Origin of the sequence: Burkholderia sp. AU18528 (assembly GCF_002223215.2) — a bacterium.
Taxonomy (GTDB): domain Bacteria; phylum Pseudomonadota; class Gammaproteobacteria; order Burkholderiales; family Burkholderiaceae; genus Burkholderia; species Burkholderia semiarida.
Genome location: NZ_NKFC02000004.1, coordinates 128,737 through 149,324 on the forward strand (window position 1 = coordinate 128,737; position 20,588 = coordinate 149,324).

Genomic DNA, 20,588 nt, shown 5'->3' on the forward strand with positions numbered 1-20,588 from the left:
GTACTTTCAAAAATATTACTTTGATACACTGGCGCGGGTTTTAGCCAAGGAGATGACCAAAATGAAATACCACAAGGCAGTCCTGATGGTCGCGGCGCTTTGCGCGTTCGCAAGCGGCGCGCATGCTCAGGAGACGGGCACGCTGAAGAAGATCAAGGACACCGGCGTGATCGCGCTGGGCCACCGCGAATCGTCGATTCCGTTCTCCTATTACGATCAGAACCAGCAGGTGGTCGGCTATTCGCGCGAATTCCAGATGAAGATCGTGGACGCGGTGAAGAAGAAGCTGAACCTGCCGAACCTGCAGGTGAAGAACATCCCCGTCACGTCGCAGAACCGCATTCCGCTCGTGCAGAACGGCACGGTCGACATCGAGTGCGGCTCGACGACCAACAACCTCGAGCGCCAGCAGCAGGCCGCATTCTCCGACACGATCTTCGTGATCGGCACGCGCCTGATGACGAAGAAGGATTCGGGCGTCAAGGATTTCGCCGACCTGAAGGGCAAGACGGTCGTGACGACGGCCGGCACGACGTCGGAGCGCCTGCTGCGCAAGATGAACAACGACAAGCAGCTCGGCATGAACATCATCAGCGCGAAGGATCACGGCGATTCGTTCAACACGCTGGAATCGGGCCGCGCGGTCGCGTTCATGATGGATGACGCGCTGCTCGCGGGCGAGCGCGCGAAGGCGAAGCAGCCGGGCGAGTGGGTGATCGTCGGCACGCCGCAATCGGAAGAGGCTTACGGCTGCATGATGCGCAAGGGCGACGCCGACTTCAAGAAGGTCGTCGACGACGCGATCTCGCAAGTCGAGAAGTCGGGCGAAGCCGCGAAGATCTACGCGAAGTGGTTCGAGAACCCGATCCCGCCGAAGGGGCTGAACCTGAACTTCCCGCTGTCCGATTCGATGAAGAAGCTGTACGCGAACCCGAACGACAAGGCGCTCGACTGACCACGCGGCCGTTGACGCAGAAATGACGCTACTGAAACGGAAGAGGCCATGCTTCTTCCGTTTCTTTTTGCTGGAGTCTTGCCCATGTCTTACCACTGGAACTGGGGCATCTTTCTGAGCCCCGTGTCGACCGGCGAGCCGACGACCTATTTCGGCTGGCTGCTGTCCGGCTTCTGGGTGACGATCGAGGTGTCGCTCGTCGCCTGGGTCATCGCGCTGATCGTCGGATCGCTGTTCGGCGTGCTGCGCACCGTGCCGAACAAATGGCTCGCCGCGATCGGCACCGTGTACGTGTCGATCTTCCGGAACATCCCGCTGATCGTGCAGTTCTTCGTCTGGTATCTCGTGATACCCGAGTTGCTGCCCGCGTCGATCGGCACGTGGATCAAGCAGTTGCCGCCCGGCACGCAGTTCTTTACCGCGTCGATCGTCTGTCTCGGCCTGTTCACGGGTGCCCGCGTATGCGAACAGGTGCGCTCGGGCATCAACGCGCTGCCGAAGGGCCAGCGCGCGGCCGGCCTCGCGATGGGCTTCACGCAATGGCAGACGTATCGCTACGTGCTGCTGCCCGTGGCGTACCGGATCATCGTGCCGCCGCTCACGTCGGAATTCCTGAACATCTTCAAGAACTCCGCCGTCGCGTCGACGATCGGCCTGCTCGATCTGTCCGCGCAGGCGCGCCAGCTCGTCGACTACACCGCGCAGACCTACGAGTCGTTCATCGCGGTCACGCTCGCGTACGTGCTGATCAACCTCGTCGTGATGGCGTTCATGCGCTGGATCGAAGGCCGTACGCGGCTGCCCGGCTATATCGGAGGCAAGTGATGCATCAGTTCGACTGGAGTAGTATTCCCGGCGCGCTGCCGACGCTGTGGTCGGGCGCGATCGTCACGTTCAAGATCACGCTGATCGCGATCGTGGTCGGGATCGTCTGGGGCACGCTGCTGGCGCTGCTGCGGCTGTCCGGCGTGAAGCCGCTCGCGTGGTTCGCGAAAGCGTACGTGACGGTGTTCCGCTCGATCCCGCTCGTGATGGTGCTGCTGTGGTTCTTCCTGATCGTGCCGCAGGTGCTGCAGGGCGTGCTCGGGCTGTCGCCGACGATCGACATCCGCCTCGCGTCGGCGATGGTCGCGTTCTCGTTGTTCGAAGCCGCGTATTATTCCGAGATCATCCGCGCCGGCATCCAGGCGGTGCCGCGCGGGCAGGTGAATGCCGCGTTCGCGCTCGGCATGAACTACGCGCAGGCGATGCGCCTCGTGATCCTGCCGCAGGCGTTCCGCGCGATGGTGCCGCTGCTGCTCACGCAGGCGATCGTCCTGTTCCAGGATACGTCGCTCGTGTACGTGATCAGTCTCGCGGACTTCTTCCGCACGGCCGCCAACATCGGCGATCGCGACGGCACGACCGTCGAGATGGTCCTGTTCGCCGGCGCATGCTATTTCGTGATTTGCTCGTTGGCGTCTGCTCTCGTCAAGGGTCTCCAGAAAAAGGTCACAAGATGATTTCCATCAAGAACGTTTCGAAGTGGTACGGCCAGTTTCAGGTCCTTACCGAATGCACGACCGAGGTCAAGAAAGGCGAAGTGGTCGTCGTGTGCGGCCCGTCGGGCTCCGGCAAGTCGACGCTGATCAAGACCGTGAACGGCCTGGAGCCGTTCCAGCAGGGCGAGATCCTCGTGAACGGCCAGTCGGTCGGCGACAAGAAGACGAACCTGTCGAAGCTGCGCTCGAAGGTCGGGATGGTGTTCCAGCATTTCGAGCTGTTCCCGCATCTGTCGATCACCGAGAACCTGACGCTCGCGCAGATCAAGGTGCTCGGCCGCGGCAAGGACGAAGCGGCGGAGAAGGGCATGAAGCTGCTCGATCGCGTCGGCCTGAAGGCGCATGCGCACAAGTTTCCGGGCCAGTTGTCGGGCGGCCAGCAGCAGCGTGTCGCGATCGCGCGCGCGCTGTCGATGGACCCGATCGCGATGCTGTTCGACGAGCCGACGTCCGCGCTCGATCCGGAAATGATCAACGAAGTGCTCGACGTGATGGTCGAACTCGCGCAGGAAGGGATGACGATGATGGTCGTCACGCACGAGATGGGCTTCGCGAAGAAGGTCGCGCATCGCGTGATCTTCATGGACAAGGGCGCGATCGTCGAGGACGACCGCAAGGACGATTTCTTCTCGAATCCGAAATCGGAACGCGCGAAGGACTTCCTCGCGAAGATCCTGCACTGAGCGTTCGCGCGTTTTCGCGCGCTCCCATGCGAAAACCGCCCGGCACGTAGCCGGGCGGTTTTTTTTCGTCCGCCGCCGGGCGTTACCAACTGTACCGGTAGCCGACCTGCCCGACGATGCCGCGCCGGTAATCGCCGCCGATGTTGCGCGCGATCTTCGCATTCGCGTACAGCTCGCCCGACTTGCCGAAGCCGGCGGTCACGCCGACGCCCAGCTCGTACCAGGTGCGCCCGAGATGCGTCGCGAACGGCGTGCCGCCGACGACGGTCTGCCCCGGCGACAGGAAGTCGTGCAGCACGTCGGCCGTGAAGTACGGCGTCGCGGCGCCGCCGCCCGCGTCCGACTGGAGGTTCGGCCGGAAGATGCGCACGCCGACGCGGCCGCGCAGCGCATTCGACGTCGTGCCCGATACGGCCGACACGTTGTCGTTGAACCCGTTCAGCTTCAGGTACTGAACCATGAGCTGCGCCTGCGGCTCGACCGCGACCGGCAGCGTGCCGATCGCGAACGGCTTGCCGACTTCCTGTGACAGCGCGACGCCGAAGCCGTTCTGCGACGCTTCGTTGCCGTAGCTGTCACGATAGCGGTTGCCGTAGTGCGTGACCTGGCCGACGCTGTCGAAGTAGGTGCCGTCGGACAGGTAGCGCGTCCAGTAGCCGCCGACGCTCTGCGCGTGCATCTCGACCGAGCCCGTCGACGTCGACAGGGTGGGCGAGCCGGCGCGCGCCATGTCGCTGAAGCTCGCGTTCGACACGCCGATGCTGGCCGTCACGCCCGCATGCGTGCTGCCGGCGCCGTCCGGCGCCTGGTCGAGGGTCCAGTCCTTGCCGAACTGCGCGAAGAACGTGCGCTCGTCGGCGGAGAAACGGCCCGCGTTCGCATCCAGGCTCTGGCCGCCGATGCGCCCCCACACGCCGTCGCGATTGCCCGGCGCCTGCTTCTCGACGTTGTAGATGTCGCCGACGCGCTCGTGCAGCCTGCCGAGCGTCGAAAAGCCGTAGTCGGCGTTCAGCAGCGGTGTCATCGCGTAGCCGGAGACGCCCGGACGATACGCGAGCGCGCCGCCGCTGCCATTCCCGTTTCCGTTGGTGCCGCCGTCGCCGCCGCCCGACGGGTGGATCGGGTCGCCGGGGTCGGTCGGGTCGAGCTGCGAACGCAGGTACCAGCCGTTCGCATCGCCTTGCCCGCCGCGATAGAGCCGGTATTCGTACGCGCCGGCCTGTACCGGGCCGGCGAGATGGAACGCGGACGCGGCGGTCGTGCCGCCGTTGGCCGTGACGACCACGGGAATCCCGTCGCCGGTCGTCTGCGCGCCGGTGCCGGCCGTGTTGGCGATCTTCAGGCCGGTCGTGCCGCTCGCCGTGCCGCCGTTCACGATCAGACGGTCGGTCGGCGACGCGTCGGCGCCGAGATACGTGTTCAGCGCGATCGTGCCGCCGTTGCCGACGTAGCCGCCGGTCGTCAGCGTCTTGTAGCTGCCCGTCAGCGTCGGCGAGCCGGTCGGCGCGGCGAACGCGACGAGGCCCGCGTTGTTCAGGCGGCTCAGCACCGAGCTGCCCGTCATGCGCCACGTGCTTGTGCCGTCGACGGTCAGCGCGACCGGGTCGATCTTCCCGGTCAGCGTCGTGCCGTTCGCGAGGAACACGTTGCCGGTGCTCGACGCGTCGGAGACGATGTCGCCCGCGAGGTTCACCGCCGATGCGTCGAACGTCACGTTGCTGCCGTTCGCGAGGTTCAGCAGCGTGCCGTTGCCGGCCGTCACGACCGTGCCGTTGCGCACCGCGATGTCGGCCGTGCCGCCGCGCGCGGCGAAGGCCGGCCCGGTGACGGACGTCACGCTGCCGCCGTCGACGAGCACCGAGCTGGTCGCGCCGTTCGCGAGCGTGTCCGACGTCAGTACGCCGGCCGTCGCGCCCGTGAGCGTCGTGCCGGTCAACGCGAGCACGCCGCCGCTGTTCGCGGTTGCGCCGTTGCCGGCCGCGCTGGCGAGCGACGAACCCGTATCGGCGATGCGGCCGCCGTTTTGCGCGACGATGGCGTCGGCCGCATTGCCCGACGCGGCGACTTTCGCACCCGACAGCAGGGCCGTCGCGCCGCCGTCCATGACGATCGCATGGGCGTTCGCGCCGGTCGTCGCGACGGTCGTTCCGCTGGCCGCGAGCGTGGAATCGGCGCCTGTCACGGACAGGCCGCGCGCGTCGGCGCCGGTCGTGCGGACGACCGTGGCCGCATCGGTCGCGATGCGCGCGCCGGCGCCGGTCGACGTGAGGCCGGCGGCGCCGTTGCCGGTCGTGGCGACCTGCGTGCCGGACAGCGCGATCGTTGCATTCGCACCGAGGTTGCGGATCGCGCTGCCGGATCCGCTAACCGCGATCGACGTCGCGCCGGCCGCGATGCCGCCGCCCGTGACGGTCGAGTCGATCAGCACGCCGTCGGCGCTGCCGTTCGCGGTGACGGTGCCGGCGCCGGACAGCGCGACCGATGCACCGGCCCCCGTCAGGCGCACACCCGCGACGCCGTCGTCGGCTTCGATCGAGCCTGCGTTGGCGAGCGTGGCCGATGCGCCTTGCACGAGCGCGCCGGTGCCGTTGGCGACGCGGATCGTCGACGCGTTGTTCACCGTGCCGAGCGTGCCGGCCACGACGCCCGTCGAGCCGGCGCCGGTCAGCAATATCGTGCCGCGATTCTCGAGCGTGCCGAGGTTCCGCGCGATGAAACCGGTCACGCCGGCGGTCGACGACGTGACGGCGGCGTGGTTGGTGAGCGTCGTCGCGACCGGCGCGCCGGCATTCGCGCCGGCGAGGTCGTGCGCCTGCCCGTCCACCACGCCCGCGGTCGCGCCGGCCGCGTTCAGGTCGATCGTCGCGCCGGCGTCGATCGTGCCCTTCGCGCCGCCTTCGACCGCGATCGCGATGCCGTTCGCGCCGTTGACGTGGTAGACCGCGTTGCCGGTCGACAGCGTGGTGCCGGCGTCGGTCGCGAGTACGCCGCGCGCCCGCTGGCCGTTGACGTCGGTCGTCAGCGCGCCGGCCGCCGACGCGCCCGTGTAGGCCGCGCCGCCCGCGACGCGGAACAGCGTCGAATCGTCGGTGTCGACGCCCAGATGCTGCGCGGCGACGTTGATCCTCGACCCCGCGCCGTACGCATAGAAGCCGATCTGGTTCGTGCCCGACATGAAGGCCGGCACCGCGTCGGCGCCGACGTTGATCGTCGCGCCCGAACGCGCATGCACGCCGATCGCGCCGGTGCCCGTCAGGTCGAGCGCGCCGTCGAGCGTGGCCGTGGCGCGCGGCCCTTCGGCCCAGACGCCGTAGTTGCGCGTGCCCGAAGCGGGATCGAGGCCGCCGGCGACGTCGATCGTGCCGGTCGACGTCGCGGCCGTCGCGTTCGCGCCGGTCCCGACGACCATGATGCCGATGCCGTTCACGCCATTCAGCGTGATCGTGCCCGTGTTGGTCACGGTCGCGGCGGTGTCGGCTGCCAGCATGCCGACGTTGGCGAGCGGCGTGCCGGGCGCGGCGCCGTTGACGACGATCGCGCCCGCGTTGGTCAGCGTGCCGGAGCTCGAGCCGATGCTCGCCAGCGCGGCGCCGTTCTGCGTCTGCGTGCCGATCACGATCGTGCCGAGATTGCTCGCGGTGCCCGATGCGCCGAGCAGGATGCCGTACGCGTGCGCGGCGAGCGCGACGTCATTTGCCGTCTGGCCGGGCGCGTACTGCGCCGAGCGGCCGAGATAGATCGTGCCGCCGGCTTCGTTCGTGAAGCGGCCGCCGGCGACGAGGCCGCCGATCACCTGGCTGTCGAGCGTCGTCGCATTGACGCCGACATTGATCGTGCCGGCGTTCGACGCCGTTGCGCCGTCCGTCACGGCGACCGCGTAGTTCTGCAGGTCGGGCCGGTTGCCGTCCAGCGTCCACGCGCCGACGTTCATCACGCCGTTGTTGACGAACGACGTGCCCGCGCCGTTCGCGAACACGCCGGCGCCTTCGGTGTACGCGTTGTAGTTGAAGTTGTTCGGCGGCGCGCTGCCGCTCGTGTCGAAGTCGTCGCCGGACGCGTACCCGGACGAAATCACGCCGTTGTTGACGCCGCTTGCGCCGCTCAGCAGGCGCACCAGCGTGAAGTCGCCCGACAGGCGGCCGTCGTTGATGAAGTGCGCGCCGTTTTCCGCGAGGACGGCCGAGCTCGACACGATCGTGTTGGTGCCGCGAAAGTCGATCTGGCCGTCCTTGCCGATCTGCAGCGTCGCGTTCGCGCCCGTGCCGTGCATCACCGACAGGAAATCGATCGGCAGCGTGTTCTTGTCGCCCGCGGATACGTCGTTACGATACTGGAAGGCTTGCTGCGAGAACGTGACGGCCTGGCTAAACGCGCTGTCGTAGGCGGCCTGCGAGCCGAGCGCGCCGCTTTGCACCGAGCGCACGAGAAAATCGTTGTACGCGGCGAGCGACGCGGCGTCGGTCACCTGCCACGTGCTGCCGTCGAATGCGGTGAAGGTGCCCGCGTAGGCCGGCACGTCGAGCTGGCGGGTGCCGACCGCGCCGCCGTCCGCCAGGTAGTCGCCGGTGGTGAACCGGATCTGGTTGCGCGAATTCCAGTTGACGGTGCTTGCCGCGGCACCCGTGCCGTCCGCGACGGTAAGGTCGGTCGCCTTCGCGGCCATCGAGATCGCGTTGCCCGGCGCATCGGGGGCATTCGCCGCATTGCCGATCGACACGTTGAGCGTACCGCCGGTGGCGGCGACGGTGCCGATGCGCGTGTTCACATACTGATCGCCGTTCACGTCGCGGTAGACGGGCACCTCGGTCGCGCCGGCCGTCGACGCGGAGAACGCGGACGAATCGTAGGTCGCGACCGACGTGTGGGTGCGGGTGATCGAGTCGGGCGTGCTGACGCTGTGCGTCTTGCCGCCGAGCGACAGCAGCGGCTGGTTCGGGTTGCCCGACACGAGGGTCGTGCTCCCGATCGGCGTGAGCGAGTAGCCCGGGTCGCCGGCGGCGGCGCTCCATGCGCCCGACACGCCGACGGTATCGCCGCCGGACACCGTGGCGGAGCCGGCCAGGTTGTCGTTGACGGTCGGGCCGAAACCGTCGAGCGCGCAGGTGCCGCCGTTCGCGATGGCCGTACCGCCGCCGCACGTCGATGCATGCGCGGCGCCGACCGACAGCGCGGCCAGCAACGCGCCGAGTGCCGCTGCGCGACGGCCCGTGCCCGATTCGGCGCCCGAGCGCTTGCCGCGCGCGCGAGTCGTTTCCGCCACCGCGACCCAGCAGCCGGCGGCTTCGCTCCATATCGATCGAAATGAGTGATTCACGACATACCCCTCTTTCTTCTTTTTGACGTGGTATTCGCCGCCATTCGGCGAATTCGCATTCCGCGGTGGAGAAATGATCCGAAGGGGGCGTGCGGCGGCTATGGCTGCGTGTCGCGCCAATCGTGTTTCGTTGACACCGAGGATGGGCGGAGTCTACTGATTCGAGTGGCCGTCGATTATCGATAAGCCGGAAACTGTAATGATGCGAACCGTAATGCGTGGTATTTTTGATTTGTGTGGTTAATCGAACCGAAAGCCGTGGTGGGGGCGGCGGTTGGGGCGGTGCGTGAAAATCCGGAAGGGTTGCAGGAGTAGGTGGGATAGCGCACGGTTCCCGCAGGCGCGATACGCTAAAATGCCGGTGCGGGATCCTGTTTTAATTGAGGGTTATTTATTTGATTCCCTCTGCTATTTTACTTTCGCTCGTCAATTAATAAAATCAAGCGAATGTCGTGCGGCATCGGGCGATTTGCGCCGGTCGGCGGCCGAAATGAAACCGTATTGGCTGGAGCGGGCGATTTGCGCCGATGGCGGGCGTGGCCGGTTGCGCGGCATGAAGTTCGCGCAGCAGGCAGGAAACGAGCAGAAAGCGGGCGCGGCCGGTACCGCGCCGGGTTTCAGAAATCGATCGCGTCGTCGGAGTCGCCGTCGGCCGCGGTGGCGAGCGCTTCGCGAACCGCCGTGCGCGGCGCCGATGCCGACGCGTCGAGCGACGGGTTGCGCAGCTTCTCGAGCACGCGCTCGGGCACCGGAATCCGCATCCGCGCGGCGACGTCGCCGCACTGGAACATGATCAGCTCGCCCGGCTCGAATGCGGTCCAGACCTCGTTGTCGGTGAGCGGCTGCGTCGCGATCACCGCGACGCGATCCTCGGGCGTCGTGTATTTCGCGAAATCGATCGACAGGTCTTCGTCGACGAGATGCGCGGTCGAGAACGGCCAGCGCCGCACGAGGTAGTGCAGCCGCGTCGAGCAGTGCGCGAAGAGCGCCTGGCCGTTCGACATCAGGAAGTTGAACACGCCGTGATCGGTGATGCCGCGCGTCAGTTCGCCGAGCCGCTCGAACAGCTCGGGCAGCGGCGGCTGCGCGCCGGGAAAGGCCTCGCGCAACCCCTGCATCAGCACGCAGAACGCCTGTTCGCTGTCGGTCGTGCCGACCGGATGATAGACGCTGCCGTCCATGTCCGGCGCGTAGTCCTGCAGGTCTCCGTTATGCGCGAAGATCCAGTGCCGGCCCCACAGCTCGCGCATGAACGGATGGCTGTTCTCGAGCAGGATGTGCCCTTGCGTCGCCTTGCGGATGTGCGCGATCGTGTTCTTGGACTTGATCGGGTAGCGTTTCACCATTTCGGCGATCGGCGACGTGGCCGATGCCTGGTGATCGATGAAGAGGCGACAGGCCTTGTCCTCGAAGAACGCGATGCCCCAGCCGTCGGCATGGTGATCGGTGAGCCCGCCCCGGGCCGCGAAACCTGTGAAGGAGAATGTGACGTCCGTCGGCGCGGCGCAGTTCATTCCAAGGAGTTGGCACATTTTACGTGGGGCGGCAGGCTGAAGCGGGGGTAACGAACCGGGCGAACCCCGGTACAATGCGGCTTCTAGCATATCACCGAGCCCTGAGCGGTAAAAAGCGGATTCCGCTGGCCAAAGGCCCCGTGTTGCGGTTTGCCGTCAGTCGGCCCGCGCACGCGCGTTCCGGCCCCGCCGATGGCAAGCCCGTTCCTCACGACGCCTCCTATGACTGCCTCGAACGCTTCTTCCCCGGCGACGCTTTCGCTCGCCCGTCCCGACGACTGGCACCTGCACCTGCGAGACGGCGACATGCTCGCCGCCGTGCTGCCGCACACCGCCCGCCAGTTCGGCCGCGCCATCGTCATGCCGAACCTGAAGCCGCCCGTCACGACCACCGCGCAGGCGCAGGCCTATCGCGAGCGCATCCTCGCCGCGCTGCCGGCCGGGATGACGTTCGAACCGCTGATGACGCTGTACCTGACCGACAACACGCCGCCCGACGAAATCCGCCGCGCGCGCGAAAGCGGCTTCGTGCACGGCGTGAAGCTGTACCCGGCAGGCGCCACGACGAATTCCGACCACGGCGTCACCGATCTCGCGAAATGCGCGAAGACGCTCGAGGCGATGCAGGAAACCGGCATGCCGCTGCTCGTGCACGGCGAGGTGACCGATGCGTCGATCGACCTGTTCGACCGCGAGAAGGTGTTCATCGACCGCGTGATGACGCCGCTGCGCCGCGATTTCCCGGGCCTGAAGGTCGTGTTCGAGCACATCACGACGAAGGACGCGGCCGATTACGTGCGCGATGCCGACGCGGCGCCCGGCCTGCTCGGCGCGACGATCACCGCGCACCACCTGCTGTATAACCGCAACGCGCTGTTCGTCGGCGGGATTCGCCCGCATTACTACTGCCTGCCGGTGCTGAAGCGCGAGACGCATCGCGTGGCGCTGGTCGAGGCCGCGACGTCGGGCAACCCGCGCTTCTTCCTCGGCACCGACAGCGCGCCGCACGCGCGCGGCGCGAAGGAAACCGCGTGCGGCTGCGCGGGCTGCTACACGGCGCTGCACGCGCTCGAACTGTACGCGGAAGCGTTCGACACGGCCGGCGCGCTCGACAAGCTGGAAGGCTTCGCGAGCTTCTTCGGCGCCGATTTCTACGGGCTGCCGCGCAGCGCGGAGACGGTCACGCTGCGCCGCGAGGCATGGGAGCTGCCGCGCGAGATCTTCGCGGGCGACACGCCGGTCGTGCCGCTGCGCGGCGGCGAGACGATCGGCTGGAAGCTCGTGTGAGCGGCGCGCCGCCGCGCGGATCCGGCCCCGCGGCCGGGCGCCCGGCGGCGGATTTCGCGCGGATCGACTGGTCCGCGCCGTGGCTCGCGCCGTACGCGGAGCCCGGCCGCGTGTGGCAGGCGGCCGCCCGTGCGGGCGAGGCCGCGCTGCTCGATGCGTTGAACGGCGCGTTGGCCGGCGTGTCGCGAGGCGGCGATCGCGTCACCGGTCGCGGCAGGCCGCTGCGCTTCGTGCCGCAGGCCGGGCTGCCGCCCGGCGTCGCGTACGAGACCCATATCGCGGGCACCGGCGGCGTGCCGACCCGCCACAATCTTCACGACTTCTTCAACGCGCTCGTCTGGTTCGCGTACCCGCGCACCAAGGCCGCGCTGAACGCACGCCAGGCCGCCGCGATCGACGCGGCGGGCGGCGTCGGCCCCGTGCGCGGCACGTTGCGCGATGCACTCACGCTGTTCGACGAGAATGGTGCGCTGTTCGTCACCGCCGAGCGCGCGCTCGCCGATGCGCTGCGCGGCTTCGACTGGGCGCGGCTGCTGGTGGCCGCGCGCGATGCGTGGGGCACGCGCTGCGAGGCGCGGCTCGTCGGCCACGCGCTGCTCGAACAGCTCGTCGCGCCTTACAAGTCCTGCACCGCGCACGTATGGATCGTCGAAGTGAGCGCCGACTATTTTTCATGGCCCGACGCGCAACGGATCGCGCACGTCGACGCGCGAATCGCCGCCGAACTCGCGACGCGCGCGCTGACGCCCCGCGATTTCGCGCCGCTGCCGGTGCTCGGCGTGCCGGGCTGGTGGGCGGCGAACGCCGACCCCGCGTTCTACGACGATCCGGCCGTGTTTCGCTGCGGCCGCCGCTCGCGCGCTGCCGACGGCGGCGCGCAGTGCTAGAATGCGCGTCGCAAAGCAGGCCAGGCAGTCGCGGCCTCGGCGCCTTCGGGCGCGCGGGGGCGAGGAAAGTCCGGACTCCACAGGGCAGGGTGATGGCTAACGGCCATCCGTGGCGACACGCGGAACAGGGCAACAGAAAGCAAACCGCCGATGGCCCGGCGCAAGCCGGGATCAGGTAAGGGTGAAACGGTGCGGTAAGAGCGCACCGCGGCGACGGCGACGTTCGCCGGCACGGTAACCTCCACCCGGAGCAATTCCAAGTAGGCAGGCGCGCATCTTCGGATGCAGGACGGGGCCCCCGTCTCGTCTGCGGGTAGGAAGCTTGAGCGCGTCAGCAATGGCGCGCCTAGAGGAATGACTGCCACGCGTTGCGCGCTCCGGTGCGCAGCGTGCACAGAATCCGGCTTATCGGCCTGCTTTGCCGTTCGAATGCGAAAGGGCCGGCGCTCCCCACGGGGCGCCGGCCCTTTTTTCATGCGTGCGCCCCGTGCTCAGGCGGCGACGATGTCGAACGAATGCGTGAGTTCGGCCGTCTTCGCGATCATGATCGACGCCGAGCAGTACTTGTCGTGCGACAGGTTGATCGCGCGCTCGACCGTGGCCGGGTTCAGGTTGCGGCCGGTGACCGTGAAGTGGAAATGCACCTTCGTGAACACCTTCGGATCCTCGCTCGCGCGCTCGGCCTTCAGCGTGACCGAGCAGCCGGTCACTTCCTGGCGGCTCTTCTTCAGGATCAGCACGACGTCATAGGCCGTGCAGCCGCCGGTGCCGAGCAGCACCATTTCCATCGGCCGCGGCGCGAGGTTGTGGCCGCCGCCTTCGGGCGCGCCGTCCATCGTGACGAGATGGCCGCTGCCGGTCTCGGCGGAAAACGCCATGCCGTCCTGACCCATCCAGCTTACTTTGCATTCCATGCTTGCACTCCAGCGTTGCCTGATTCGGATTCGATCCGGCATTGTAGCCCGTGGCGCAACGGTCGGCTGATGCGCTGCACGACGTGCAATGCCCGTGCATCGCGAGCGGAGCGACGCGTGGCGATTTCCCTGTCGGATTTAGGGGTTTTGCTCTAGGTGCGGACAGTTTTAGGTCATGTCTGACGTATTTATGCCTTTGATTTCCAAGAGAAATTTGTTTTTGTGAACGCGTCGGCAGATATCTCGTATCGTGAGATTTGATTTCGCATTGCAAATTTTCTTGTGAAATCGGCGGGGCATTCGTATAATGAGCCTCATTGGTTGTCGCGCTGCGGCAACCTCCGAATGTCTCCTCCACCCTCCTCCTAAGGTGGATTAAGCCCGAACCAGCCGTTCGGGCTTTTTTTCGTCCCATGCAAACGTCGGCGCGCGGTTTGCGCGCGCCGCGATCGTCACGCCGGCTGTCGCGCGGCCGGCTGCGACGTCGCGTCGGGCGGCGTGCCGCGCGAGCCGGCATCGGTCGCCGGCGCATGGGCAGCCGATGCGTCGCCGTGGCCGCGTGCGCAGAAGTGGCGCACGCGTTCGCGCACCGCGCGCAGGCGCGCGATGCGGTCTTCGGCGTGGGCGGTTCGGGCTTCGGCGATGCGTGCATCGAGCGCCTCGAGCTTGGCTTCGCAGCCGGAGCCGGCGGCGACGGCGGGCGCCGCCGCGGCCACCAGGGCGGCCGCGAGGAAGGGCGTGAGTCGTTGTTTCATCATGCTGGTTTGTTGTTTTTCGGGTTCGGCCGGTCTGGCGCGGCAAGGTCATGTGCCGCGCGTCGATGGGTGCCGCCTCAGGCGCTCGGTTCGCCTGGCTTGTCGGGGCACGATCGAATTTTGGCCCATTTCGGCCGCCGCGAACACGGGGCGTGGATTCTCTTTGACCACGCAGCCGTATTTCCTTTATAATTCAGGGCTTTTCCGCATTCATGCCCACGGAAAAAGAACAGGGAGAGCCTGCACCGCGCCTCGAAGCGCACACAGACAAGCAGGAAGAACACATCGGGCAAAGCATTTTTTTTGGATCGATCATGAAGACGTTTTCCGCAAAAGCCCATGAGGTGACGCGCGAATGGTACGTGATTGACGCGACGGATAAGGTTCTCGGCCGTGTTGCCAGCGAAGTGGCACGCCGTCTGCGCGGCAAGCACAAGCCTGAGTTCACCCCGCACGTCGACACTGGTGATTTCATCATCATCATCAACGCGAGCAAGTTGAAGGTCACGGGCAACAAGACGCTGGACAAGAAGTACTACCGTCACTCGGGCTACCCGGGCGGTATCTATGAAACGACGTTCGGCAAGATGCAGGAACGCTTCCCGGGCCGCGCGCTCGAGAAGGCGGTCAAGGGCATGCTGCCGAAGGGCCCGCTCGGCTACGCGATGATCAAGAAGCTGAAGGTCTACGCAGAAGCGACGCATCCGCATTCGGCTCAACAGCCGAAGGCGCTCGAGATCTAAGGGGAGCCCACATGATCGGTAACTGGAACTACGGCACGGGCCGCCGCAAGAGCGCAGTCGCACGTGTCTTCATCAAGGCTGGCAAGGGCGACATCATCGTCAACGGCAAGCCCATCGCTGACTACTTCTCGCGCGAAACGTCGCTGATGATCGTGCGCCAGCCGCTGGAACTCACGAACCACGGCCAGACGTTCGACATCAAGGTCAACGTCAACGGCGGCGGCGAAACGGGTCAGGCAGGCGCAGTGCGCCACGGCATCACCCGTGCACTGATCGACTACGATGCGACGCTGAAGCCGTCGCTGTCGAACGCAGGCTTCGTCACGCGCGATGCACGTGAAGTCGAGCGTAAGAAGGTCGGTCTGCGCAAGGCACGCCGCGCGAAGCAGTTCTCGAAGCGTTAATTCCGCTTCATGGCCTCGCCGCTTTCGGGCGGCGTCCGCCGGGAAAACCGCCAGCTTTCACGCTGGCGGTTTTTTTATGCCCGCTGTTTACCCACGCCCGGGCCGCCGTGGCGGCCGCCCGTGCAGGCACGCTTGACGAAATCGACAAGAACCTATTGATTTCATGGACATCAGCACGATCTTCTGATCGGCCCTACAATAGCGGCTAAAGCTTTTTGGAGAGTTCGAATGAACGCTGTTACCGAATCCGCAGCAACGACGACCGATATGCCGCTGCCGTTCGTCTTCACCGACGCCGCGGCCGACAAGGTCAAGCAATTGATCGACGAAGAGGGCAATCCCGACCTGAAGCTGCGCGTGTTCGTGCAGGGTGGCGGCTGCTCGGGCTTCCAGTATGGCTTCACGTTCGACGAGGAAGTCAACGAGGACGACACCGTGATGGACAAGAACGGCGTCCAGCTCCTGATCGACTCGATGAGCTACCAGTACCTGGTCGGCGCCGAGATCGACTACAAGGACGACCTCAACGGCGCCCAGTTCGTGATCAAGAACCCGAACGCGACCACCACCTGCGGGTGCGGTTCGTCGTTCTCGGTCTGAACGCACGACTGATCCGCGCCGGTTCGCCGGAATGAAAAACGGGGCTTCATGCCCCGTTTTTTAATGCGCGCTCGTCCTGCACCGCCCGCGACAGGCCGGGTACCGCATCAGCGCGGATAGAGCGCGCCGAGCACGCGGTTGGCGGCCGCGCCGGTGACCGTCGCGAGATTGCCGGGCTGGCGCACGGTGAAGCGGTACGCAAGCCACGCGAACGCGAGCGCTTCGACCTGCTGCGGCGGCACGCCGAGCGCGGCCGTCGTATCGACGCTCGCCGGCACGCCGGCCTCGCCTAGCGCGTGCCGAAGCGCGTCGAGCAGCACCGGATTGCGTGCGCCGCCGCCGCAGACGAAAACGGCCTTGCAGCCCGGTGCGTGCTGCGCGATTTCGCGCGCCACCGACACGGCGGTGAGCGCGGTGAGCGTGGCCTGTACGTCCTCCGGCGCCACCTGCGGGAACGCGGCGAGCTTCGCATCGAGCCACGCGGGATTGAACAGGTCGCGCCCGGTGCTCTTCGGCGGCGGCGCGGTGAAATACGGTTCGTCGAGCAGCGCATCGAGCAGCGCCGCGTGGATGGCGCCGCGTGCGGCGAACTTTCCGCCGTCGTCGTACGGCTTGCCCAGATGGCGGGTCGCCCATGCGTCGATCAGCGCATTCGCGGGGCCGCAGTCGAAGCCGCGCACGTCGCCGCCCGCGCCGGGCAGGATCGTGATGTTGCTGATCCCGCCGAGATTGCACACGACCCGCGTTTCGCCCGGCGCGCCGAACACCGTCGCGTGGAAGGCCGGCGCGAGCGGCGCGCCGTGGCCGCCGGCCGCCACATCGCGGCTGCGGAAATCGGCGATCACGTCGACCTGGGTCAGCTCGGCCAGCAGCGCCGGATTGTTGAGCTGGCGCGTATAGCCGCGCTCGGGGCGGTGGCGCACCGTCTGGCCGTGCACGCCGATCGCGCGGATCTCGTCGCGCGACAGCCCGGCCGTGCGCTGCAATTCATGGCAGCACACCGCATAGCGCGCGACGAGCGCATTCGCCGCGAGCGATTCGCGGTCGATCTCGTTGTCGCCGGGCTGCTGCAGCGCGAACAGCGCGTCGCGCAGCGATTGCGCGAAGCCGACGAACGCTTCGGCGAGCACGACCGGCGCGCGGCCGGCCTCGAAACGCACGGCGACACCATCGACGCCGTCCATGCTGGTTCCCGACATCAGCCCGAAGTAGATGCCGTCTGCCGGATCGGCATGCTGCGGCTGTCGTTGCGGCACGTTGGATTCTCCTGGATCGTGCGGCGCGGGCCGGTGCCGCGCGCCTTGCGCCCGATTATCCGCGCAACGCGACGCGTCGTTAAGCGATGCGCGCGCAAGTTATGGGAAAATCCCTGTTTTTGCGACATTCTTCCTGGCACCGATGAGCACCGAACCCAGTTCCAAGCCCGTTTTCCCGATCACCGACGAAGTCCGGCATGCGCTCGCCGTCACGAAGCGCGGCGTCGACGAGCTGCTGATCGAGGAAGAGTTCGCGCAGAAGCTCGCGCGCAGCGCCGCCACCGGCACGCCGCTGCGCATCAAGCTCGGCCTCGACCCGACCGCACCGGACATCCACATCGGCCATACGGTCGTGCTGAACAAGATGCGGCAGCTGCAGGACCTCGGTCACACGGTGATCTTCCTGATCGGCGATTTCACGTCGCTGATCGGCGATCCGTCGGGCCGCAACGCGACGCGTCCGCCGCTCACGCGCGAGCAGATCGAATCGAACGCGAAGACCTACTTCGAGCAGGCCGCGCTCGTGCTCGATCGCGACAAGACCGAGATCCGCTACAACAGCGAATGGTCGATGCCGCTCGGCGCGGACGGGATGATCAAGCTCGCGTCGCGCTACACGGTCGCGCGGATTCTCGAGCGCGAGGATTTCACGAAGCGCTTCCAGGGCGGCGTGCCGATCTCGATCCACGAATTCCTGTACCCGCTGATGCAGGGCTACGATTCGGTCGCGCTGAACGCCGATCTCGAACTCGGCGGCACCGACCAGAAGTTCAACCTGCTGGTCGGTCGCGAACTGCAGAAGCAGTACGGCCAGGAACAGCAGTGCATTTTGACGATGCCGCTGCTCGAGGGCCTCGACGGCGTCGAGAAGATGTCGAAGTCGAAGGGCAACTACGTCGGCATCAGCGAGAAGCCGACCGACATGTTCGGCAAGCTGATGAGCATCTCGGACACGCTGATGTGGCGTTACTTCGAGCTGCTGTCGTTCCGCAGCCTCGACGAGATCGCCGGCTTCAAGCGCGAGGCCGAAGGCGGCCGCAACCCGCGCGATTTCAAGGTGCTGCTCGCGCAGGAAATCGTCGCGCGGTTCCACTCGCAAGCCGATGCCGAGCGTGCGCTGGAAGACTTCAACCACCGCGCGAAGGGCGGCGTGCCGGACGACATTCCGTCGGTCACGCTGGCCGGCGCGCCGCTGGCGATCGGCCAGTTGCTGAAGCAGGCCGGCCTCGTGCCGTCGACGAGCGAAGCGCTGCGCAACATCGAGCAGGGCGGCGTGAAGATCGACGGCGCGACCGTGTCGGACAAGGGCCTGAAGGTCGAGGCCGGCGAGTTCGTCGTGCAGGTTGGCAAGCGCCGCTTCGCACGCGTCACGCTGACCGCATGATCGCGCTGATCCAGCGCGTGACGCGCGCCGACGTCCGCGTCGGCGGCCGCACGACGGGCGAGATCGGCGCGGGCCTGCTCGCGCTGGTCTGCGCGGAGCGCGGCGATACCGAGGCCGCGGCCGACAAGCTGCTCGCGAAGCTGCTCGGCTACCGCGTGTTCAGCGACGCAGCCGGCAAGATGAACCTGCCGGTGTCGAACATCGACGGCGAAGGCCGCGCAGGCGGCCTGCTGCTCGTGTCGCAGTTCACGCTCGCGGCCGATACCAACAGCGGGCTGCGTCCGAGCTTCACGCCGGCCGCGCCGCCCGACGAAGGCGCGCGGCTGTTCGACTATTTCGTCGCGGCCGCGCGGGCGCGCCATCCCGTCGTCGAGACGGGCGAGTTCGGCGCCGACATGCAGGTGTCGCTCGTCAACGACGGCCCCGTGACGTTCTGGCTGCAAGTGCGGCCCTGATTCTTTCCCGGAGGCGCGCCGCGATGGCCACCACGCAGATTCTTTTCATCCGCCATGGCGAGACGGCCTGGAACCGCATCAAACGCATCCAGGGGCATATCGACATCCCGCTGGCCGACACGGGGCTCGCGCAGGCGCAGCGGCTGGCGGCGCGGCTCGCGCGCGAGGCCCGCGACGGCGCCCGGATCGATGCGGTGTATTCGAGCGACCTGATGCGCGCGCAACAGACCGCCCAACCGTTCGCCGATGCGCTCGGGCTGCCGCTGCTGCTGCGCGAAGGGTTGCGCGAACGCTCGTACGGCGCGTTCCAGGGGCACGACAGTACCGAGATCGAGGCGCTGTTTCCGGACGCGTATGCGGTGTGGCAGACGCGCGATCCAGGTTTCGCGCCGGAGGGCGGCGAGTCGCAGCGTGAGTTCTATCACCGCGTGCTGCATGCGCTCGAACCGATCGTCGCCGCGCATCCGGGCGGCCGGATCGCGTGCGTCGCGCACGGTGGCGTGCTCGATTGCGTGTATCGCTTCGCGAACGGGATCGAGCTGTCGGCGCCGCGCAACTATCAACTGCTCAACACCAGCATCAACGTCGTCGATTACGTCGATGGTCGCGCGCAGGTCGTGCGGTGGGCCGACGTGTCGCATCTCGAAGCCGCGAGCGACGATGACGACGGGTACCGCAAGGTGCTCTGAGCACGCCAATCGCGTCCGGCCTGGCCGGCTCCCGGGGTCGTGCTTTCTTCCGGCGTGACCCTTACTGCGGCAGCCCGTGACGCGTCTTGTAGTCGAGCGCGTACGCGATCTTGCCGGGCTTGTCGGCCGTGATCGGCTGGCGCAGCTTGTCGAATTCCCCCTTGCTGTATTTCTTCCCGCCGTTGATCGCATCGGCGCGCCCGAGGTCGGCGCCCGTCTTGCCGTCGATCACCGGGTCCGTGGCCGCGACCATCCGCGCAGACGCATTCCAGACCGCATTCAGGTAGCCCGTGTCGGCCTTCGCCGGATCGGGATCGGTCGTGCCGCCGCGCGTCAGGTCGTAGCTCGCCAGCGCGAACGTGCCTGGCTGCGCCCGCAGCCAGTCGGCCCAGTAGAACTCGAGGTAGTCGGTTGCTTGCGCGGGTTTGCTGTAGCCGATGTCGCGCGTGAAATAGACGAGCGACCGGTAGCGGTCGTTCGTCATCCCGCGCGTCAGGCCGAGGCCGCTCGGCAGTTGCGCGGTCGCGATCGGCTTGCCTTCGCCGTCCTTCAGGCGCAGATAGCCGCGGCTTTGCATCTGCTGCCAGAACGCGTCGCCCGAGTAGTCGCCGAGGTTGTCCTTGACGACGACGTGCACGTGCAGCGCCGGGCCGCCGTCGGGCGTCTCGTAGTAAGTCGACAGGCCGTGGTGGCCGTCGGTCAGGTACAGCGTATCGCCGTTCGGGCCGATCACGACGGGGTTCAGCACCGAGCGGTCGCGGGCGGTCGCGTCGGTCGTCGCGCACGTGTAGCTCGCCGGATCGCGCAGCGACGATCGGGTCGTGTAACCGCCCGATGCGATGCCGCCGAGGCCCTCGTCCGCGCAGAAGTCGTCGAACTTCTTGTCGGGCTGCAGTTCGTAGCGGCCGAGCTTGTAGTAGATCTGGTCGTAGCCGATCGCGCCCTGCGTCGGATGGAGATCGCCTAGCGTCACGTCGAGCAGGTCGCCGGCGCGGGCGGCTTTCCATTTGCCCGGTTGCGGCGTGGCGGTTGCGGGCGGCGTGGGAGCCGGCGTCGTCGTGCTGCCGGACGGCAGTTGCGCGTCCGTGCGTGCGACGGCGGCGACATCGTCGCCTCCGCACGCGGCGAGGGCGAGGACACCGGACAGGCTGGCGGCAAGGGCGAAACGGATCGGCAGGCGTGGCATCACGGGCATCGGGTGTCGTAG

General features: G+C 67.1%; 18 protein-coding genes and 1 other RNA gene. 13 read left to right on the forward strand and 6 right to left on the reverse strand.

Annotated elements, in window-relative coordinates; translation table 11 throughout:
• The first annotated feature begins 61 nt into the window (after nt 1-61).
• The 4 genes from CFB52_RS03155 (at nt 62) to CFB52_RS03170 (ending at nt 3,179) form a co-directional block, all read left to right on the forward strand.
• Nucleotides 62-955 carry a glutamate/aspartate ABC transporter substrate-binding protein gene (locus CFB52_RS03155; RefSeq protein WP_059581206.1) on the forward strand — a complete coding sequence of 298 codons (894 nt, stop codon included), beginning with the start codon at nt 62-64 and terminating at the stop codon, nt 953-955.
• 84 nt (nt 956-1,039) lie between these two features.
• Nucleotides 1,040-1,780 carry an amino acid ABC transporter permease gene (locus CFB52_RS03160; protein ID WP_059581071.1) on the forward strand — a complete coding sequence of 247 codons (741 nt, stop codon included), beginning with the start codon at nt 1,040-1,042 and terminating at the stop codon, nt 1,778-1,780.
• Nucleotides 1,780-2,457 carry a glutamate/aspartate ABC transporter permease GltK gene (gene gltK / locus CFB52_RS03165; protein ID WP_059581074.1) on the forward strand — a complete coding sequence of 226 codons (678 nt, stop codon included), beginning with the start codon at nt 1,780-1,782 and terminating at the stop codon, nt 2,455-2,457. Before CFB52_RS03160 ends, gltK begins: the two co-directional genes overlap by 1 nt.
• Nucleotides 2,454-3,179: an amino acid ABC transporter ATP-binding protein gene (locus tag CFB52_RS03170; protein WP_059581077.1), complete on the forward strand. Its 726-nt coding sequence runs from the start codon at nt 2,454-2,456 to the stop codon at nt 3,177-3,179. Before gltK ends, CFB52_RS03170 begins: the two co-directional genes overlap by 4 nt.
• 82 nt (nt 3,180-3,261) lie before the next feature.
• Here the strand turns inward: CFB52_RS03170 and CFB52_RS03175 are convergent, their stop codons facing one another.
• Nucleotides 3,262-8,493 (reverse strand): autotransporter outer membrane beta-barrel domain-containing protein, encoded by a 5,232-nt coding sequence (locus tag CFB52_RS03175; protein WP_099316069.1) that lies wholly within the window; start codon nt 8,491-8,493, stop codon nt 3,262-3,264.
• Between the two features lie 617 nt (nt 8,494-9,110).
• A complete protein-coding gene (locus CFB52_RS03180; protein WP_180278186.1) occupies nt 9,111-10,025 on the reverse strand; it encodes a class II glutamine amidotransferase in 915 nt (304 codons plus the stop codon).
• Between the two features lie 204 nt (nt 10,026-10,229).
• Here CFB52_RS03180 and pyrC point away from each other — a divergent pair, with 204 nt between their 5' ends.
• The 3 genes from pyrC (at nt 10,230) to rnpB (ending at nt 12,605) form a co-directional block, all read left to right on the forward strand.
• Nucleotides 10,230-11,294, forward strand: a complete 1,065-nt coding sequence (pyrC, locus tag CFB52_RS03185) for a dihydroorotase (RefSeq protein ID WP_059638126.1) — start codon at nt 10,230-10,232, stop codon at nt 11,292-11,294.
• Entirely contained in the window at nt 11,291-12,181 is an 891-nt protein-coding gene (locus CFB52_RS03190; protein WP_099316070.1) for a DUF3025 domain-containing protein, read from the forward strand. The genes pyrC and CFB52_RS03190 overlap by 4 nt, the downstream gene beginning before the upstream one ends.
• Nucleotides 12,182-12,193: 12 nt before the next feature.
• An RNA gene (gene rnpB, locus CFB52_RS03195) (RNase P RNA component class A) lies at nt 12,194-12,605 on the forward strand.
• 67 nt (nt 12,606-12,672) lie between these two features.
• Here rnpB and CFB52_RS03200 read toward each other — a convergent pair.
• Together CFB52_RS03200 and CFB52_RS03205 are read right to left on the reverse strand one after the other, a co-directional pair.
• A complete protein-coding gene (locus CFB52_RS03200) occupies nt 12,673-13,137 on the reverse strand; it encodes an OsmC family protein (RefSeq protein ID WP_012492957.1) in 465 nt (154 codons plus the stop codon).
• A gap of 410 nt (nt 13,138-13,547) precedes the next feature.
• Complete coding sequence (locus CFB52_RS03205; RefSeq protein ID WP_059581090.1) at nt 13,548-13,853, reverse strand: DUF1090 family protein; 306 nt, start codon at nt 13,851-13,853, stop codon at nt 13,548-13,550.
• A gap of 311 nt (nt 13,854-14,164) precedes the next feature.
• Here CFB52_RS03205 and rplM point away from each other — a divergent pair, with 311 nt between their 5' ends.
• The 3 genes from rplM to erpA all read left to right on the forward strand — a co-directional run bounded on the left by rplM (nt 14,165) and on the right by erpA (nt 15,597).
• On the forward strand, nt 14,165-14,593 hold the full coding sequence (gene rplM, locus CFB52_RS03210) for a 50S ribosomal protein L13 (protein ID WP_009687896.1): 429 nt from the start codon (nt 14,165-14,167) through the stop codon (nt 14,591-14,593).
• A gap of 11 nt (nt 14,594-14,604) precedes the next feature.
• A complete protein-coding gene (gene rpsI, locus CFB52_RS03215; RefSeq protein ID WP_011883283.1) occupies nt 14,605-14,997 on the forward strand; it encodes a 30S ribosomal protein S9 in 393 nt (130 codons plus the stop codon).
• Nucleotides 14,998-15,225: 228 nt separating this feature from the next.
• On the forward strand, nt 15,226-15,597 hold the full coding sequence (gene erpA / locus CFB52_RS03220; protein WP_034187117.1) for an iron-sulfur cluster insertion protein ErpA: 372 nt from the start codon (nt 15,226-15,228) through the stop codon (nt 15,595-15,597).
• 107 nt (nt 15,598-15,704) lie between these two features.
• Here erpA and CFB52_RS03225 read toward each other — a convergent pair whose 3' ends face one another.
• Complete coding sequence (locus tag CFB52_RS03225) at nt 15,705-16,853, reverse strand: anhydro-N-acetylmuramic acid kinase (RefSeq protein ID WP_099316071.1); 1,149 nt, start codon at nt 16,851-16,853, stop codon at nt 15,705-15,707.
• Between the two features lie 142 nt (nt 16,854-16,995).
• On the opposite strand from CFB52_RS03225, the gene tyrS reads away from it, so the two are divergent.
• From tyrS to CFB52_RS03240, 3 genes are read left to right on the forward strand one after another with little or no spacing between them, the layout of a single operon-like run.
• Nucleotides 16,996-18,237: a tyrosine--tRNA ligase gene (gene tyrS, locus CFB52_RS03230; RefSeq protein ID WP_059581097.1), complete on the forward strand. Its 1,242-nt coding sequence runs from the start codon at nt 16,996-16,998 to the stop codon at nt 18,235-18,237.
• The gene (dtd, locus tag CFB52_RS03235; RefSeq protein WP_006483442.1) at nt 18,234-18,692 is read left to right on the forward strand and encodes a D-aminoacyl-tRNA deacylase; all 459 of its coding nucleotides are present in this window, start codon (nt 18,234-18,236) and stop codon (nt 18,690-18,692) included. Before tyrS ends, dtd begins: the two co-directional genes overlap by 4 nt.
• 23 nt (nt 18,693-18,715) lie before the next feature.
• Nucleotides 18,716-19,381: a histidine phosphatase family protein gene (locus CFB52_RS03240; RefSeq protein ID WP_059581098.1), complete on the forward strand. Its 666-nt coding sequence runs from the start codon at nt 18,716-18,718 to the stop codon at nt 19,379-19,381.
• 61 nt (nt 19,382-19,442) lie between these two features.
• Here CFB52_RS03240 and CFB52_RS03245 read toward each other — a convergent pair whose 3' ends face one another.
• A complete protein-coding gene (locus CFB52_RS03245; protein WP_099316606.1) occupies nt 19,443-20,567 on the reverse strand; it encodes a ParB/Srx family N-terminal domain-containing protein in 1,125 nt (374 codons plus the stop codon).
• Nucleotides 20,568-20,588: the final 21 nt, after the last annotated feature.